At 70.3% G+C, this 16,309-nt stretch carries 16 protein-coding genes and 2 riboswitches; of the genes, 13 read left to right on the forward strand and 3 right to left on the reverse strand.

All coding sequences use genetic code 11. The features are described 5' to 3' along the window. The first annotated feature begins 8 nt into the window (after positions 1–8). Positions 9–223, forward strand: a riboswitch (cobalamin riboswitch). 108 nt (positions 224–331) lie between these two features. The 4 genes from KILIM_RS04640 (at position 332) to meaB (ending at position 6,053) form a co-directional block, all read left to right on the forward strand. Next, the gene (locus tag KILIM_RS04640; protein ID WP_006591474.1) at positions 332–790 is read left to right on the forward strand and encodes a hypothetical protein; all 459 of its coding nucleotides are present in this window, start codon (positions 332–334) and stop codon (positions 788–790) included. Between the two features lie 87 nt (positions 791–877). After that, positions 878–2,794: a methylmalonyl-CoA mutase small subunit gene (mutA, locus tag KILIM_RS04645; RefSeq protein WP_255247608.1), complete on the forward strand. Its 1,917-nt coding sequence runs from the start codon at positions 878–880 to the stop codon at positions 2,792–2,794. Beyond that, a complete protein-coding gene (gene scpA, locus KILIM_RS04650; RefSeq protein WP_006591476.1) occupies positions 2,794–5,022 on the forward strand; it encodes a methylmalonyl-CoA mutase in 2,229 nt (742 codons plus the stop codon). Before mutA ends, scpA begins: the two co-directional genes overlap by 1 nt. A gap of 8 nt (positions 5,023–5,030) precedes the next feature. Continuing rightward, positions 5,031–6,053: a methylmalonyl Co-A mutase-associated GTPase MeaB gene (gene meaB / locus KILIM_RS04655; RefSeq protein ID WP_006591477.1), complete on the forward strand. Its 1,023-nt coding sequence runs from the start codon at positions 5,031–5,033 to the stop codon at positions 6,051–6,053. A gap of 15 nt (positions 6,054–6,068) precedes the next feature. Here meaB and KILIM_RS04660 read toward each other — a convergent pair whose 3' ends face one another. Together KILIM_RS04660 and KILIM_RS04665 are read right to left on the reverse strand one after the other, a co-directional pair. Then, on the reverse strand, positions 6,069–6,347 hold the full coding sequence (locus KILIM_RS04660) for a type II toxin-antitoxin system Y4mF family antitoxin (RefSeq protein WP_006591478.1): 279 nt from the start codon (positions 6,345–6,347) through the stop codon (positions 6,069–6,071). A gap of 203 nt (positions 6,348–6,550) precedes the next feature. Beyond that, positions 6,551–7,294: a (2Fe-2S)-binding protein gene (locus KILIM_RS04665; RefSeq protein WP_083875915.1), complete on the reverse strand. Its 744-nt coding sequence runs from the start codon at positions 7,292–7,294 to the stop codon at positions 6,551–6,553. Between the two features lie 112 nt (positions 7,295–7,406). Next, positions 7,407–7,587, forward strand: a riboswitch (cobalamin riboswitch). A gap of 257 nt (positions 7,588–7,844) precedes the next feature. On the opposite strand from KILIM_RS04665, the gene KILIM_RS04670 reads away from it, so the two are divergent. The 8 genes from KILIM_RS04670 (at position 7,845) to KILIM_RS04705 (ending at position 13,951) form a co-directional block, all read left to right on the forward strand. After that, on the forward strand, positions 7,845–8,663 hold the full coding sequence (locus KILIM_RS04670; RefSeq protein WP_217997050.1) for an ABC transporter substrate-binding protein: 819 nt from the start codon (positions 7,845–7,847) through the stop codon (positions 8,661–8,663). 6 nt (positions 8,664–8,669) lie between these two features. Beyond that, positions 8,670–9,734: a FecCD family ABC transporter permease gene (locus KILIM_RS04675; protein WP_006591481.1), complete on the forward strand. Its 1,065-nt coding sequence runs from the start codon at positions 8,670–8,672 to the stop codon at positions 9,732–9,734. Between the two features lie 28 nt (positions 9,735–9,762). After that, positions 9,763–10,560 carry an ABC transporter ATP-binding protein gene (locus tag KILIM_RS04680; RefSeq protein WP_006591482.1) on the forward strand — a complete coding sequence of 266 codons (798 nt, stop codon included), beginning with the start codon at positions 9,763–9,765 and terminating at the stop codon, positions 10,558–10,560. Beyond that, the gene (locus KILIM_RS04685) at positions 10,554–11,222 is read left to right on the forward strand and encodes a (2Fe-2S) ferredoxin domain-containing protein (RefSeq protein WP_006591483.1); all 669 of its coding nucleotides are present in this window, start codon (positions 10,554–10,556) and stop codon (positions 11,220–11,222) included. Before KILIM_RS04680 ends, KILIM_RS04685 begins: the two co-directional genes overlap by 7 nt. A 204-nt stretch (positions 11,223–11,426) precedes the next feature. Then, positions 11,427–12,170, forward strand: coding sequence for a hypothetical protein (locus tag KILIM_RS04690; RefSeq protein ID WP_006591484.1), 744 nt, complete (start codon positions 11,427–11,429; stop codon positions 12,168–12,170). 256 nt (positions 12,171–12,426) lie between these two features. After that, on the forward strand, positions 12,427–12,750 hold the full coding sequence (locus KILIM_RS04695) for an alpha/beta hydrolase (protein ID WP_157551463.1): 324 nt from the start codon (positions 12,427–12,429) through the stop codon (positions 12,748–12,750). A gap of 3 nt (positions 12,751–12,753) precedes the next feature. Next, complete coding sequence (locus tag KILIM_RS04700; RefSeq protein WP_006591486.1) at positions 12,754–13,038, forward strand: hypothetical protein; 285 nt, start codon at positions 12,754–12,756, stop codon at positions 13,036–13,038. Between the two features lie 112 nt (positions 13,039–13,150). Further along, positions 13,151–13,951: a hypothetical protein gene (locus tag KILIM_RS04705; protein ID WP_157551465.1), complete on the forward strand. Its 801-nt coding sequence runs from the start codon at positions 13,151–13,153 to the stop codon at positions 13,949–13,951. A 24-nt stretch (positions 13,952–13,975) separates the two neighbouring features. Here KILIM_RS04705 and KILIM_RS04710 read toward each other — a convergent pair whose 3' ends face one another. Continuing rightward, positions 13,976–14,611: a DNA-3-methyladenine glycosylase I gene (locus KILIM_RS04710; protein ID WP_051988645.1), complete on the reverse strand. Its 636-nt coding sequence runs from the start codon at positions 14,609–14,611 to the stop codon at positions 13,976–13,978. 283 nt (positions 14,612–14,894) lie between these two features. Here KILIM_RS04710 and KILIM_RS04715 point away from each other — a divergent pair, with 283 nt between their 5' ends. Beyond that, complete coding sequence (locus KILIM_RS04715) at positions 14,895–16,283, forward strand: citrate:proton symporter (RefSeq protein ID WP_006591489.1); 1,389 nt, start codon at positions 14,895–14,897, stop codon at positions 16,281–16,283. The last annotated feature ends 26 nt before the right edge of the window (positions 16,284–16,309 follow it).

The following is a 16,309-nucleotide window of genomic DNA, read 5'->3' on the forward strand; positions in this document are numbered from 1 at the left end:
GCACCGGGATAGAGTGGCGATGCTGGTTCTCCCGCCCTCGGGCGGGAGTCGTAAGAGGGAATCCGGTGTGAATCCGGGACTGCCCCCGCAGCGGTGAGTGGGAACGACCGCCGTATTACGCACTGGGACGACCACCTGGGAAGCGACGGCCAGTAGGAGCCCGATCGGCAGCTCGATCGACGTGCCCGCGAGTCCGAAGACCTGCCAGTGCGTCGCGCTCCCGCGCGGCGCGCCCGCACTCACCGCCTCGAGGGACGGCGCGGCTGCTGTGCGATGCCGGAGCGTCGCCAGGGTTCGCGCAGCTCCCGAGAGCAGCATTGGGAGGTCTGACATGTCCGCCGTTCTCCTCACGTCGCACGGATCCGCGACGCTTCGCCGTTACGACGCCATGGGTGTCGCGGCCCTCTCCGAGCACCTTGAGGCGATTCACGCCTCCGCGCTCGCCCTGCCCGACCGGTTGTTGGCGGCCGGTGAGCAGCCTGGTTTCGCCCTCATCACGGCCGCGCTCGATGCCCGGCTCGTGGGCTTCGCGGCGAGCGCGCAGCACGACCACCTGCTGCGCATCGACCCGATCGTCGTCTCGAACCAGCTGGACACCGGGCTGGCGCACGACATCGCGACCGAGCTCGTCGCCGCCATCCTCGCCGAGAGCGACCTGCCGTGGGCCGACGTCGCCGTCACCCATGACTCGTTGGCGTTGCCGGTGCTGTTGCGCGCCGGGTGGCGGCCCACGTCCGCCCAGAACGGGTCGGGCCTATTGGTCCTTTCGGGTGCGCATGCGGTCCCATAGTCTGCCGTGAAAGGCCACGGCACGCGCCCTGCCTGATCCTCTAATCGTCATCCCTGCACGCGAAAGGCAAGAGCGAACGTGACCTCCGTGGACGAAACCGATGACATCACACCGTCGCTGGCAGACGGCTTTCCCGAGTTGAACCACGAGCAGTGGCAGGGCTTGGTCGCCAAGGTGCTCAACCGAGGGCGCCCCGCCGACCGGGCGTTCGACGGTCCGGCCGCCGAGGCCCGGCTGCGCACGAGCACGGTCGACGGCGTGGCCATCGACCCGCTGTACGAGCCCGGCGATCAGATCGCGCCGACGGGGCACCCGGGCGTCATGCCGTTCACCCGGGGCAGCGGCTACCGGCCGGCGCACGTGCCGTGGGGGGTGCGGGCGCTCTACGACGATCCCGACGCTGCGGTCACCCGTAAGGCGGTCCTGACCGACCTCGAGCACGGCGTCACGTCGTTGTGGTTCGAGGTCGGTGAGCACGCGGTGTGCCCTGAGGATCTGGGCGCGGTGCTCGCCGAGGTGCTCCTCGACCTGGCTCCGATCGAGGTGACGAGCGCCTCCGATCAGGCCGCGGCGGCGAACGCGCTGCGCGCAGTGTGGCGCGATCGCGGTCTGGTGACCCGGCAGGCTCGCGGCAACCTCGGGTTCGACCCGCTGGGCCACGTGGCGCGCACGGGGGCGGCGTTCGAGCCCGAGCCGATGCTCGCGGCCGCGGCCGACTGCGTCGCCGACTACCCGCAGGTGCGGGCGATCTCGGTCGACCTGCGGCCCTACCACGACGCGGGCGCCGGCGACGTGGAGGAGATCGCGTTCGCGGTCGCCACCGGCGTCGAGTACTTGCGGCTGTTGGAGCAGCACGGCATCGACCCGGCGAGCGCGTTCGGGCAGATCGAGTTCCGCGTCAACGCGACGGCCGACGAATTCGTCACCATCGCCAAACTGCGGGCGTTGCGCCGGTTGTGGGCCCGCGTCGGCGAGGAGTGCGGGGTGCCAGCAGCGCAGCGCGGCGCCCGGCTGCACGCCGTGACGTCGTGGCGGATGCTCAGCCGCGACGACCCCTACGTCAACATGCTGCGCACGACAATCGCCTGCTTCGGTGCGGCGGCGGGCGCGGCCGAGGCCATCACCGTGCTGCCGTTCGACACGGTCATCGGGCTACCCGACGCGTTCAGCCGCCGCATCGCCCGCAACACCGGCATCTTGCTCGCGGAGGAGTCCAACGTCGGTCGCGTGCTCGACCCGGCCGGCGGCAGTTGGTACGTCGAGACGTTGACCGACGAGTTGGCCCGCGCCGCGTGGGCGATCTTCGGTGAGGTGGAGGGGTCCGGCGGCATGATCGACGCGGTCGCCTCGGGTGCGGTGCGCGAGCGCATCGACGCGACCAGCAAGGAGCGCGACCGGCGCCTGGCCACCCGCTCGTTGCCGTTGACGGGCGTCAGCATGTTTCCCCAGGTCGATGAGCAGCCACTCACGCGCGTGGCCCGATCACCGCGACCGGAGGGCGACGGGTTGGTGCCGCGCCGCGACTCCGAGATCTTCGAGGCGTTGCGCGACCGCTCGCTGGCGCACGCCGCGCAGCACGGGCAGCCGCCCGCAGTGTTCCTGGCCTGTCTCGGCCCGCGGCGCGAGTTCGGCGCCCGCGAGACGTTCATCAGCGCGCTGCTGGCGGTGGCTGGGTTGGCCACTCCGCGCAGCGAGGGCGGTACCCCCGAAGAGATCGCCGCCCAGGCCAAGGAGGCCGGCGCGCGCGTCGCGGTGCTGTGTTCGTCGGCCGGGCAGTACGCCGAGTCCGGCGGCGCTGTCGCCGCCGCGCTGCGGGACGCCGGCGTCGAGCGCCTGTACATCGCTGGCAACGCCAAAGAACTCGGTGACGACGCGGGAGTCGTCGACGACGCGCTGTTCGCGGGCATGGATGTCGTGACCGCCTTGACGTCGATCCTCGACCTGCTCGGCGCACCCGAGACCGCTGACAACCCCGACCTCGTGACGGCCAGGAAGGACGCCTGATGAGCACCATCCCCCGGTTCGACGCCGTCGACCTCGGTGACGGCAACCCGCCGTCGGACTCCGCGCAGCGCTGGGCCGACCTCGTCGAGAGCAACGCCTCGTACAGCAGCGGTTGGCAGACGCCGGAGCACATTCTCGTGCCGCCGCTGTACACCGATGACGACCTGGCCGGTCTCGACTTCTTGCAGACCGTGCCGGGCGCGCCGCCGTTCCTGCGCGGCCCGTATTCGACGATGTACGCCAGCCAGCCGTGGACGATCCGCCAGTACGCAGGGTTCTCGACCGCGGAGGAGTCCAACGCGTTCTATCGGCGCAACCTCGCGGCCGGGCAGAAAGGCCTGTCGGTCGCGTTCGACCTGGCCACGCACCGCGGCTACGACTCCGACCACCCGCGGGTCGCCGGCGACGTGGGCATGGCCGGCGTGGCGATCGACTCGATCTACGACATGCGCACGCTGTTCGACGGCATCCCGCTGGACCGCATGAGCGTGTCGATGACGATGAACGGCGCGGTGCTGCCGGTGCTGGCGCTCTACGTCGTCGCCGCCGAGGAGCAGGGCGTGAGCCCGGCGCAGCTCTCGGGGACCATTCAGAACGACATCCTCAAAGAGTTCATGGTCCGCAACACCTACATCTACCCGCCGACGCCGAGCATGCGGATCATTTCCGACATCTTCTCGTTCACCAGCGCGAACATGCCGCGGTTCAACTCGATCTCCATCTCCGGCTATCACATGCAGGAGGCGGGGGCGACCGCCGATCTCGAGCTCGCCTACACGTTGGCGGACGGGGTGGAGTACATCCGCGCGGGCCGCACCGCGGGCCTCGATGTCGATGCGTTCGCGCCGCGGTTGAGCTTCTTCTGGGCGATCGGCATGAACTTCTTCATGGAGGTCGCCAAGATGCGGGCGGCCCGCCTGTTGTGGGCGCGCCTCGTGCGCGATTTCGACCCCAAGAACGACAAGTCGATGTCGCTGCGCACGCACAGTCAGACCTCGGGCTGGTCGCTGACCGCCCAAGACGTGTTCAACAACGTCATCCGCACGTGTATCGAGGCGATGGCCGCCACGCAGGGGCACACGCAGTCGCTGCACACCAATGCCCTCGACGAGGCGATCGCCCTCCCGACGGACTTCTCCGCGCGCATCGCCCGCAACACTCAGCTGTTCTTGCAGCAGGAGTCGGGCACGTGCCGGGTCATCGACCCGTGGGGCGGCAGCGCCTACGTCGAGAAGCTCACCGGTGACCTGGCGCGTCGCGCGTGGCAGCACATCAGTGAGGTCGAGGCGGCCGGCGGCATGGCCAAGGCGATCGAGGCCGGCATCCCCAAGCTGCGCATCGAGGAGGCCGCGGCCCGCACGCAGGCCCGCATCGACGCCGGGCGGCAGCCGGTGATCGGCGTGAACAAGTACCAGATCGAGGGCGACGAGCCCTTGGAGGTGCTCAAGGTCGACAACGCCGGCGTGATGCGCAGCCAGCTGGCCAAGCTCGAGCGGCTCAAGGCCGAGCGCGACGACGAGGCGGTGGCCCAGGCGCTGGCGCGGCTCACGCACGCGGCGGCCAACCCGGGCGGCGACAACCTCATGGCGTTGATGATCGACGCGGCGCGGGCCAAGGCGACGGTCGGTGAGATGTCGGAGGCCCTGGAGCGGGAGTTCGGGCGGTACACGGCGCAGATCCGCACGATCAGCGGGATCTATTCGAAGGAGGCCGAGGGCGTGGAGGCGGTGGCGCAGGCGCGCGACCTCGTCGCGGAGTTCGAGAAGTCGCAGGGTCGCCGGCCGCGCATCCTCGTGGCCAAGATGGGCCAGGACGGGCACGACCGCGGGCAGAAGGTCATCTCGACGGCCTTCGCCGACCTCGGTTTCGACGTCGACGTGGGCCCGCTGTTCCAGACCCCGGCGGAGGTCGCGCGGCAGGCCCTGGAGGCCGACGTGCACGTCGTCGGGGTGTCGTCGCTGGCCGCGGGGCACCTGACCCTCGTGCCGGCGCTGCGCAAGGAGCTCGACGGGCAGGGGTTGGAGGACCTCATGATCGTCGTCGGCGGCGTGATCCCCACCCAGGACTTCGACGAGCTGCGGGCCGCCGGTGCGGACGAGATCTACCCGCCCGGCACGGTCATCACCGAGGCCGCGGTCGGTCTGCTGCACCGGCTGCTGGAGCGACTCGAGGGTGACTCGGTTGGCGACTCGACCGGCGACTCGGCCACCAGCTCGGCGACCTCCTAGGCAGCCTCGTGGCAGACCCTTACGACGTCGACATCCTGGTCGAGGGAGTCCTCGCGGGCCGGCGGTTGCAGCTGGCCCGCGCCATCACCCTCGTCGAATCGTCCCGACCCGACCACCGCCAGCGAGCCCGGCTGCTGCTGCAGCGGCTGCTGCCGGCCGCCGGACAGGCCGTGCGGGTGGGCATCTCCGGGGTGCCCGGCGCGGGTAAGTCGACCTTCATCGACGCCCTCGGTAGCCGCCTGGTGCGGGCCGGGCACAAGGTGGCGGTGCTGGCCGTCGACCCCAGTTCGTCGCGCACCGGTGGCAGCATTCTCGGTGATCGCACGCGGATGGCCGAGTTGGCGGCCAGCGACAACGCGTTCGTGCGGCCCTCCCCGTCGGGCGGGCAGCTCGGCGGGGTGGCGCGCGCGACGCGGGAGTCGATGACGGTGCTGGAGGCGGCCGGCTTCGACGTCGTCATCGTCGAGACCGTCGGGGTGGGCCAGTCCGAGGTGGCGGTCGGCGACATGGTCGACACGTTCCTCATGCTCGCGCTGGCCCGCGCCGGTGACCAGCTGCAGGGCATCAAACGCGGCATCCTCGAGCGGGTCGACGTCATCGCGGTCAACAAGGCCGACGGTGACCAGGCCGGCGAGGCCCGGGTGTGCGCCCGCGAACTGCGGGGCGCGATGCGGCTCATGACGGGGGACTCGGCGAAAGCGCCGGAAGTTCTGACCTGCAGCGCCCTGACCGGAGACGGTCTGGACGAGGTGTGGGAGAAGGTCACCGCGCACCGCGCAGCCCTTGTCGAGGCCGGTTCGCTGGCGCAGCGTCGGGCCGACCAGCAGCGCTCGTGGTTGCACACCCTCACGGAGAGCGAACTGCTCGACGCCCTGCGCTCCTCCCCGCAGGTGCGCGCAGCCCGCGCAGAGGTCGAAGCCGGCATGACCGACGGCACCGTCAGCGCGCCTGAGGGCAGCCAGCGACTCATCGAGACGTTTTACGCAACCGTCCGAGCGGTCGACCCCCGACGAGCACATCGGCCTGAGTGACCCGGCGTGGGTCGTTCACGTGGTGCTCCGCAGGCGGGCGGTCAGCTCGAGGCCGAGCACCTCAAGGAGGGGCCGCAGCTTGTCGAGGCGGATCGTCGCCTTGTCGTGTTCGACCGCGCGGACGAAACGCTCCGAGACTCCCGCCAGGTCGGCGACTTCGGCCTGGAGGAGCCCGAGCTCGAGTCGGCGGCGGCGCACCTGCTCACCCAGGGTGGGCGCCGACTCGCCGGCGCGGGGGTTGTCGGCTGACTTGTCGTCAGCCGTCTGCTCCCTCGGAGTACCGCCCTCGCCCATCACGCTCCCTTCGTTGGATCAGCACGATCGTGCCGATTTGCCAATGATGTCCGTTCAGTCGGGGCGGATACAAGGTTGAGCGGCACGATCGTGCTGGTTCGGTGGTCAAGTTGGTCGTCAACCGCGAATCGCCCGCAAACCGGCACGATCGTGCTGATTCACACTGCCGTGCTGCCCGATGCCTGCGCTCCTCCCCGGAGGGGTCAGGCCGACTGTTGCAGGACGCAGTCGCCGCAGATTGCCTGACGGTCTGCGGCGAGGCGGTAGATGAGGCAGCAGCTGCGGCGGCGGTAGCCCGCGCCGCTGCGGGTGCTGCCGCCGTCGACGCGGGGGTCGCGCAGAGTGTCGTCGGCGGCGGATCGGGCGGCGCTGGCCAGGTCGGGTCGGGCCCGGGCGACGCTGTTTGCGGCGCCGTTGGCGGCCGAGCCGACGTTGCCCCAGGCGACCGCCTGCCCCAGCCGATGCCGGTCGGCCATGAGCACCGTGAGCGCCTCGACTCCGATGGGGATGCGATCGGGCACCGACCCCGCCTGCGTGCCGGAGGTGGGTGCCGGCCGGGCCACCACCGACAGCGGCACCGGGCCACCCAGCACGTCCTGCCACCAGATGGACCCCGGGTCGGGGTCGATGTCGAGCGGCTCGGGCAACGGTATGGCGCGGGTCGCGATGACGGGGGCCAGCAACCGCGCGACGATTCCCAGGTGTGCCACCGACGCCGCAACACGCGCATCGATCGGGCCCGCCGCGCCGGCCGGTCGGCGCTCCCCGAGGGCAGCGGCGACGGCGGCAACTCGCGCCTCGATTGCGTCCGCGCGCGTGAGTAGGTCGGTCAGCGGCAGCCAGGGCGGTGTGGGCATCGCGTCGTCGTCGTGGGTCTCGACCGCAACGAACGGACCGAACACACAGAGTTCGTCGCGCAGCACGCGACCAGCTCTGTCGGGGGTCATGGTCGTCAGGTTACGCGGGAGGGCCGCGCACACTCGGGCTTCGGCAGTACTGGAGGGAGCTGAGGTAGCCGCTTTCCCGCGCCGGTCGAGGACCTGACCGAGGCGGCCGTCTGCTACCGTTTCGGCCACCAGCCGCCCGAATGGGCCAGGGAATCCGGTGCGAATCCGGGACTGACGCGCAGCGGTGAGGCAGACGGTCGAGACACGACGTCACTGGGGTCACACGACTCTGGGAAGGCGTCTCGCGCCGGATGAAGCCGAGTCCGAAGACCTGCTGGTGACCGCCTGTAACACGCAGGCGCGACCGATTCCGAGCCTCGCGACGCAGGCTCACGATCGCCACGAGGTACCTCATGTCTCGACTTTCCCCACGCGTTCCCTTTCTCTGCGCGAGCGCGCTGGCTACCCTCCTTACGCTCAGTGCCTGCGCCGGAGCCCCCGAGAGTTCCGGCGCCGCGAACACCGGCGCTGCCGCGACGACTTCGGCCGCCCCGGTGTCTTGGACAACTGTGGCGAAAAGGTCACGGTCGACACCCCTCCGCAGCGGCTCGTGACCCTGAACCAGGGCGCCACCGAGGTCGCCCTCGCCCTAGGCCTGGCCGATCGGATGGCGGGTACGGCCTACCTGGACGACGCCGTGGCAAGTCAGTACCAGCAGGCCTACGACTCGATCCCGGTTCTCGCCAAGGAGTATCCGAGCAAGGAGCAGTTCCTCGCGGCCACCCCCGACTTCGCCTACGCCGCCTACTCCAGCGCCTTCACCGACAAGGCCGTCGGCACCCGCGCCGAGCTGAAGACCGAGGGCATCAACACCTACATCAGCCCCTTCGGTTGCCCGAAGGGCACCCCCAAGGCTGACGCCACCTTCGACAGCGGCTGGGCCGAGATCACCGATGTCGCCACCATCTTCGGCGTGCCCGACAAGGCGCAGCAGGTCATCTCTGAGCAGCGGACCCAGCTTGAGGAGGTCAAGGCGAAGAAGGCCGGGGAAGGCCTGAAGATCTTCTGGTACGACTCCAACACGCAAACACCCTTCGTCGGGACTGGCGGCGGCGGGCCGCAGCTCATCGTCGACGCCGTCGGGGCCACCAACATCTTCGGCGACGTCAAGGACTCAGGCTGGGCCGACGGCTCCTGGGAGAAGGTCGTCGCAGCCGAGCCGGATGTCATCGTGTTCGCCGAGGCGTCGTGGAGCACCGCCAAGGAGAAGCAGGACTACCTGGCCGCCGATGCCACGCTGAGCCAGTTGGCGGCGGTGCGCGACAAGCGCTACGTGGTCGTCCCCTTCTCCGAGACCACCCCCGGCGCCCGCCTCGTCGACGGCGCGGCACACGTCAGCGAGCAGCTCGCGCAGCTACCGGCCCGCTGACCGCCCATGCTGCACCCGGCTGCACCTAGGTCGTCGGCCACCGGCGTCCGCATCGTGCTGGTCGGCGCCCTGTGCGTCGCGATCCTCGGCAGCGCCGTGCTCGCCCTGGGCGTGGGCTCGGTCAACCTGTCCGCGGCCGAGGTGCTGCAGGTCGTCGCGCGTCGGATGCACCTGAGCGCGGGGGCCGAGGTGACCGTCATTGCGGATCGCATCGTCTGGGAGCTGCGCCTGCCGCGGGTCTTGGCGGCGATCTGCGTCGGCGTCGGCCTGGCTCAGTGCGGGGTGGTGCTGCAGGCCTTGACGGGCAACGAACTCGCCGACCCCTACCTGCTGGGCATCTCCAGCGGCGCCGCCACGGGTGCCGTGTCCGCGATCATCCTCGGCTGGTCGCTGCCCGGCCTGCCGGAGACGGTGCGGGTGGCCAGCAGCGCCTTCGTCGGGGCTCTCGTCGCGCTACTCGTGGTGTTGGCGCTGGCCACGGGACGGTCGGGTGAGTTGCCGCCGGCCCGGACGATCCTCGCGGGGGTCGCGGTGGGTCAGCTCGCCGGGGCGGCGACGTCGCTGATCGTCATGGTCTTCGGGGGCCGCGACGGGGCGCGGGCGGTGCTGCAATGGACGCTGGGGTCGTTCGCCGGTGTCCGCAGCGACCACGCGATCTTTCTCGCCGCGCTGGCGCTCGTCACGGTGCTCGTGCTTACCGCTGCCGCCTCGACCCTCGACGGCTTCGCGTTCGGGGAGACCTCGGCCCGGTCGTTGGGGATCGCCGTGACCCGCGTCCGTTGGTCGTTGCTGGCCGGGTGCGCCCTCGTCACTGCGGGGACGGTGGCGGTTGTCGGGCCGATCGGCTTCGTGGGCTTGACGATTCCGCACATCGTGCGGCTCATCACGGGCCCCGCCCACCGCATTCTGCTACCGGTCTCCGCGCTGGCCGGCGGGCTGCTCATGCTGTGGTCGGACACCGTCGCGCGTTCGGCGGCCCCCGGGCAGGAGATCCCCGTCGGCATCGTCACGGCCGCGGTGGGGGCGCCGGTGCTCGTGGTGCTGCTGCGCAGACAGGCCCGACGATCATGAGGGCGGCGATCGTGAGGGCGGTGCGCCGATGCGGGTGACGACACAGTCGCTGGGGTGGTCCGCGGGCCGCGGTCGAGAGGCCGTGCCCGTGCTACGTCCGCTCGATGTCGCGGTCGAGCCGGGGCGTCTGACCGGGGTCGTGGGACCCAACGGGTCGGGCAAGACGACGCTGTTGCACCTGATCGCGGGGTTGCGCCGGCCCACTCAGGGCACCGTGCACTACGCGGAGGCCGACGCGGCCCGGTTGTCGTCTCGGCGCCGCGCCCAACTGGTCGCGCTGGTCGAGCAGCATCCGCAGACGACGCTGGAGCTCACCGTGCGCCAGGTCGTCGAGCTGGGCCGAATCCCCCATGTGGGTCGCTGGCCGGGGAGTAAGGACGGGGACGCCGACGCGGTTGCGCAGGCGCTGGCCGTCGCGAGCGTCGGGCATCTGGCGCACCGAAAGTGGCCCACGCTCTCCGGTGGGGAGCGCCAGCGCGCCCAACTGGCCCGGGCGATCGCGCAGCGACCCCGGCTCCTACTGCTGGACGAGCCGACGAATCACCTGGACCTACGGCATCAGATCGCGCTGCTGCAGACGGTCGCCGGGTTGGGCGTCACCACGGTGGCGGTGCTGCACGATCTCGATCTGGCCGCCGCGTTCTGTGACGACCTCGTCGTTCTTGACGAGGGTCGCCTCGTGGCCGCCGGCCCCACGGCGCAGGTGCTCAGCGAACGTCTCGTTGCGGAGGTTTTCTCGGTGCGGGCGCGGGTGCAGCACACCGACCGACTGCGCATGAGCTGGTCCGGTCTCGTGCGCCCCGATCAGCTGGAGGGCGCGTGGTGAGGGTGAGCGGGAGCGGCGTCGTCGTGGCAGTGCTGGTGTCACTGACCGACCTCGACAATGCGGCCCGGCATGAGGTGGACGCGGCCCGCTCCGGTGCCCGGCTCGCCGCCCTACAGGGTGCGACCCTGACTCCGCTCGTGCGGATGCTGGACGAGCTGGCCGCTGACGGGTGCCCGCAGGCCCGGCTGGTCGCGGTGACCACAGCCGCGCGCGAGACCGGGCCGTCGTGGGTCCGGCGGGTCGCCGGGCACTGGGTGCGCAGCAGCGCGGCGACACGGCAGGCGGCCATGCGGGTGCAGACGGCGGTCGGCGCTCAGGCCCGGCTTGACCCGCCGACGCTGACTCGACTGCAGTGGCGGGACGTCACCGGCGACGAGGCGCCGCTGCACAGCCCGGCCTGGAGCGAGCCGCCGCCGCACGACCGGCATGTGCTGCTGTGTCGCGGTCCCCGCTGCAACGCCCGCGGCGCCGATGTGGTGGCCCAGGCCCTCACCGAGCAGTTGCGCAGGGCGAAGCGGCTCGACGACGGCGTCCTGCTCACGCAGACGTCCTGCCTCTTCCCCTGCAATCGCGCGCCGGTTGTCGTCGTCCACCCCGACGGTGAGTGGCTCGGGCCGGTCCACCCCGAGGACGTGCCCGATCTAGCCCAACGGCTGCTGTGACTCGCAGCCTCGCACTGGACAACCGCGAGCCCCACTGGACAACTGCTCGAGTTGTTGTCCAGTGGGTCGGTGATGGTCCAGCTGGGCCCAGCGATGGTCCAGCCCAGGGCCGAGTTCGTGGCCAGCGCGTTCTGCAGGGGTTCACCCTGAGCGGAGACCGGCGAGACGTTGCGTCGATAGTTAGGTAAGGCTAACCTAAGCGGCGTGAATGTCCCCCCTTCTCACCGGTTGGCCGCCAACGCGCGACGTGCGCGCACCATCCTTGCCACCAGCAGCCCCGTGGAAATCGGGGTGCTCGGCGACATGCGCACCGTCGGCAAGCACCTGGTCGACACCGACGGATCGGTCATCTGCCGTCCCGACATGATGGTCGGCGACTGTCAGCGCTATCTCGAGGCGGGATCGCCTTCGCCGCTGCTCGACCTCGTGGCGGTCGACGTGTGCCCGGTGCCGCAACCGGATCGCCAGCGCGGCTCCGTTCAGTTGCGCGGCCGCGTTCATCTGGACGCGCGCGGGCTGGCCGAGCCCTGGGCCTCGTTTCTGGGGATGCCTGGGGGTGGCCCCTTCGCCCGGTTCGTGCCGGAGTCCGTCATGCTGCGTTCCTACGTCCCGCCGGGCACCTATCCGTCGACGCCGGTGGCGGTCGAGGACTTCGCCGTGGCGAATCCGGACTTCCTCGCGGGCTGGGAGAGCGAGTGGATCGCCCACCTCGACGCGCACCACTGCGACCAGGTCGAGCTGGTCGTGGCCACCCGCTTCCGGCTCGGTGCGCAGGCGCGGGTGCGCGCGCTGCGCGCCCACGAGAGAGGTCTTGATGTCCGCGTCTACCAGGCGGGAGGCGTCAGCGACCTGCAAGTGCCCTTTCCGGCGCAGGTGCAGTGCGGCTGCCGCGCCGTCCGCGCCTTCAACGAGGTGCTGGTGGCCGCCGGCGCCGAGCCCGTGCAGTAGGCAGTCGGGCAGGCCCGTCCGGGCGTCCTCGGTCGCCGGCTGTGGACCCGCTCAACCCGCTTCGCATCGACCACCCGCGTCTCGGCCCGTCCTCGGTGCTGCTCGGTCCACGAGTGCCGGCCCATCCGGCGTGGAGCCCGTGCGCCCCGACGGTCACCGTCCGCGAGCAGGAGGAGCTGCGGCTGCCCGATCGGCGTATCGCTCTGGTGCGTGACCCCCGCGATCCGTGGGGCCGGCCGGGCAGGCTCCGCTGCTCGTGCTCTTCGACGAGGCGGCCTGGGTGCGCATGGGGCTGGTCGAGGCGCTGCAGCGGTACCTACCGGTCGTCCACGTGGCCCTCGTCGACACCCTCGACGTGAGCCGCAGAGCGCGGGACCTTACCAACCTGCAGCGGGCCCAGGTGCTGCTGGCCGGGGTGCTCGACGCGGTCGGTGGCCGCCTGCGTCGCCCGTTCGATCCGGAACAGGTGATCGTCGCCGGCCAGTCCTACGGGGGATTGGCGGCGGCATCCTTGGCCACCTGCCGACCCGATCTGGCCGGTGCGGCGATCCTGCAGTCGGCGTCGCTGTGGCACCGCTGAGGTATGGCACCCGACGATCCGCGTACCGAGCCCGGCGATCTGCTGACCTATCTGCTGTCCCGATCCGGCGCGCTGGGTCTGACGGGGTTGTGCGGCCGGGCGAGGCCGGGTCGCATCGTCGTGCAGGTCGGCACCGACGAGCGAGACCAGGCCGCGCACGGCCGGGCCTGGCGCGATGCGGCCCGGGCGGCCGGGCTGCTGGTGGACTACCGGGAGTTCCGCGGCGGCCACGACTACGCCTGGTGGGCCCACGGCCTGCTGCACGGCCTGGACCTCCTGCTGGCCTGAGGACTACTGGGGTCGCAGACCGGAGGCGAAAACCTCTGTCTGACGCTATGGTTCGCCGCCCTGCGGCCGATCTGAAAGGGGAGATCTCCAGGCGGTGAAGGGTGGCGCGCAGATGAGTGCGGTGACGGCTCACATCGTCGTGGGGACCAAGCACCGTAGCGATCCGGGCATCCAGCCGCGCTGGGTGCTGCTGCTGCACGAGGGGCAGAACTACGCCTGGCACATCGTGCGCCTGCAGCTGACGACCGGCGATCTCCCCTCGACGCACCCCGATGACCCACCCGGCGTGCTGTGGCAGGCCTCCCGCAACCGCGACCTCATCGGCGAGATGGCGCTGCTCGTGCACCTTTACGCCGCCCGGACCCCCGAGATCGTGCGGGCGGCTGCACGACTGGCGCCGCTGCGCAAGCAGCGGGTCGACCTGGCGGCCCTCTCGGCGCCGGACCGCGACCAGGTCGACCTGCTGCTCGACATGGCGCGCGAGCGCGGTCGCGAGCTCACCCTGGCCGCCACGATCCTGCCCGGTAGCCGGTTGACCGAGCAGGCCTTGCTGGAGCTGCCCGACTGGGAACTGAACATCGCCCACACCGAGGTGACGCGGACCTGGAGCAGCGACGCCAACGGTCTGGTCGTGACCGACCTGCGAGTGGCCGCCGCCGCGGACTCCGACGAAGACGTCTATCGCCCCGAGGGTGACGAGGCGCAGAACGCGAGCTGGGAGCACGAGCTCGACGAGGACGCCGCGGCCGCGGCGCAGGCGCAGGGCGAGGCCGCCGAGCACGCGGTGGCGGCTGCTGACGCGCCGCGCCCGGGTCGTTTCGGCCGACGTAAGCACCGCGCTCCCGCCGAGCGCGACGACCGAACGATCAGCCTCGCCGAGTTCTTCGGCCGCGGCGGCCACGATCGCTCCTGACCCCGACCACCATCGCGGCTGCACCTAATGCGGCCATACCCCGGAGCTGCCGCGACGGTGGCTGCCGACCAGGTGGGTGTCGACGATCCCGATGGCCTCCATCAGCGCGAACACCGTGGTCGGCCCGACGAAGGCGAACCCGCGACGCTTGAGCTCCTTGGCCAGCGCTACGGACTCCGGCGAGCTGCTCGGCACGTCGGCCGCCACCTGCGGGCGCGGCGTCTGTTCGGGCTGGAACGACCACACGAGGGTCGCGAGCCCTTCCCTGTCGCGACAGGCCACCGTGGCCCGCGCATTGCCGATCGTCGCCTCGATCTTGCGCCGGTTGCGCACGATCCCGGCATCGCCCATGAGTCGTGCGACCGCCGACTCCCCGTAACCGGCTACCCGGTCGGGATCGAAGCCCTCGAACGCGGCGCGAAACCCGGGTCGCTTGCGCAGGATCGTCGCCCACGAGAGACCCGACTGAAAGGCCTCCAGCGACAACCGCTCGAAGACCCCGCGCTCGTCGCGCACGGGCATGCCCCACTCGGTGTCGTAGTACTCGCGCAGCAGGGGGTCCTTCGACGCCCACACCGGCCGCGCCAGCCCGTCCGCCCCGAGCACCACGTCGGCCTGCGGGACCCCCACATCCTGCGTCACATCTCTCACCTCAGCCATGGACCGATCCCACCACCGACCACCGACCACCGACAAGAGTTGCTGCACCACCGGTCCGCGGACTCCTGCCTGCAGACAAGGCAGGCAAACGGTAAAGGCCAAGAAGTCTTGGCAGTAAATGGAGATTCCAGGTGGTCGGCCTTTATCGAAGAATGGGTGCAAAGTCCCACGAGTAATTCTCCAGACCGTCGATAGGGTCGGCTGCGCGCCGAAATCTGCTGTGGCCTATCGGTGGGTGAGCGCGACCGCAGACGACGATGTCGAACACCTCAGGGAGACGCCCATGCTCACGGAAACGACGTTGACGGAGCCCGACACTCTGCTCACCACAACGGGTCTGCTCATCATCGCGGTCACGGTGGGCCTGCTCATCTGGGGCCGGGTCGCACCGATCGTGGCGATGGTCGTCGTGCCGGTCGTCGGTGCCCTGGCCATCGGCTTCGACCTGTCCGAGCTGCAGGAGTTCTTCGCCGGTGGCCTGTCTTCGGTGATGAACGTCGTCGTGATGTTCATTTTCGCGATCATCTTCTTCAGCATCCTTTCGGATGCCGGGCTCTTCGATCCGCTGATCCGAACGCTCATCTTGATGACCAGAGGTCGAGTGGTTCTGGTGTGTATCGGCACGGTGCTCATCGGCGCGATCGCGCACCTCGACGGCGCCGGTGCCACCACCTTCCTGCTGACGATCCCGGCGCTGCTGCCCCTGTACAAGGCGCTGAACATGAGCAAGTACCTGTTGCTGCTGCTCATCTCGCTGTCCGCGTCGATCATGAACATGGTCCCGTGGGGTGGGCCCCTGGGGCGCGCGGCCGCCGTCACCGAGATCGACCCCGTGGAGCTCTACCAACCGCTCATGGTCGTGCAGGGCATCGGCCTGGTGCTGCTGCTGACCCTGGCGACGCTGCTGGGGCTGCGGGAGATCCGCCGGATCGACAAGGGTGTCGAGGCCGGTGAGTTCGAGGCCGTCGGCAACATCGACGTGCACCAGGTCGCCGACGACTTCACCAAGCGCCAGATCGAGGCACGTGCCCACGTCGAAGACAAGATCAACCGCAATCGCATCGTCTTCTGGCTCAACGTGCTGCTCGTCGCCATCGTGCTGACCGTGATGCTCGCCGGCTGGCTGCCGCCGGCACTGACGTTCCTCATCGGTGTCGCCGTCGCCCTGCCGCTGAACTTCTCGCAGGCCAAGACCCAGATGGACCAGCTCAAGGAGTACGCGCCGAACGCCCTCATGATGGCGGCCGTCATCATCTCCGCCGCGGTCTTCCTGGGCGTGCTCAACGAGTCGGGGATGTTGGAGTCCATCGCCTTGTCGCTGCTCGGGGTGATCCCCGCGGCGGTCGGCCCGTACCTGCACCTCATCGTCGGCGCCTTCGGGGTGCCGCTCGATGTGCTGACCAGCACCGACGCGTACTACTTCTCGGTGCTGCCGCTGGTCGACGCCACCGCCAGCCAGTTCGGTGTGCCGACCGCCTCGACCGCTTACGCGCTGATGATCGGCAACATCATCGGTACGTTCGTCAGCCCCTACGCACCGGCCATGTGGCTCGCGCTGGGTCTGGCGGGAGCCAACGTCGGCAAGCACATCCGCTACTCGTTCGGCATCATGTGGGCCTTCTCGATCGTGCTGCTGCTGGTCGCGGTCCTCGTCGGAGTCGTCGAGGTCTAGCGACCCCGACGACGAGCAACGAAGCC

The organism is Kineosphaera limosa NBRC 100340, assembly GCF_000298215.1.
GTDB classification, from domain to species: domain Bacteria; phylum Actinomycetota; class Actinomycetes; order Actinomycetales; family Dermatophilaceae; genus Kineosphaera; species Kineosphaera limosa.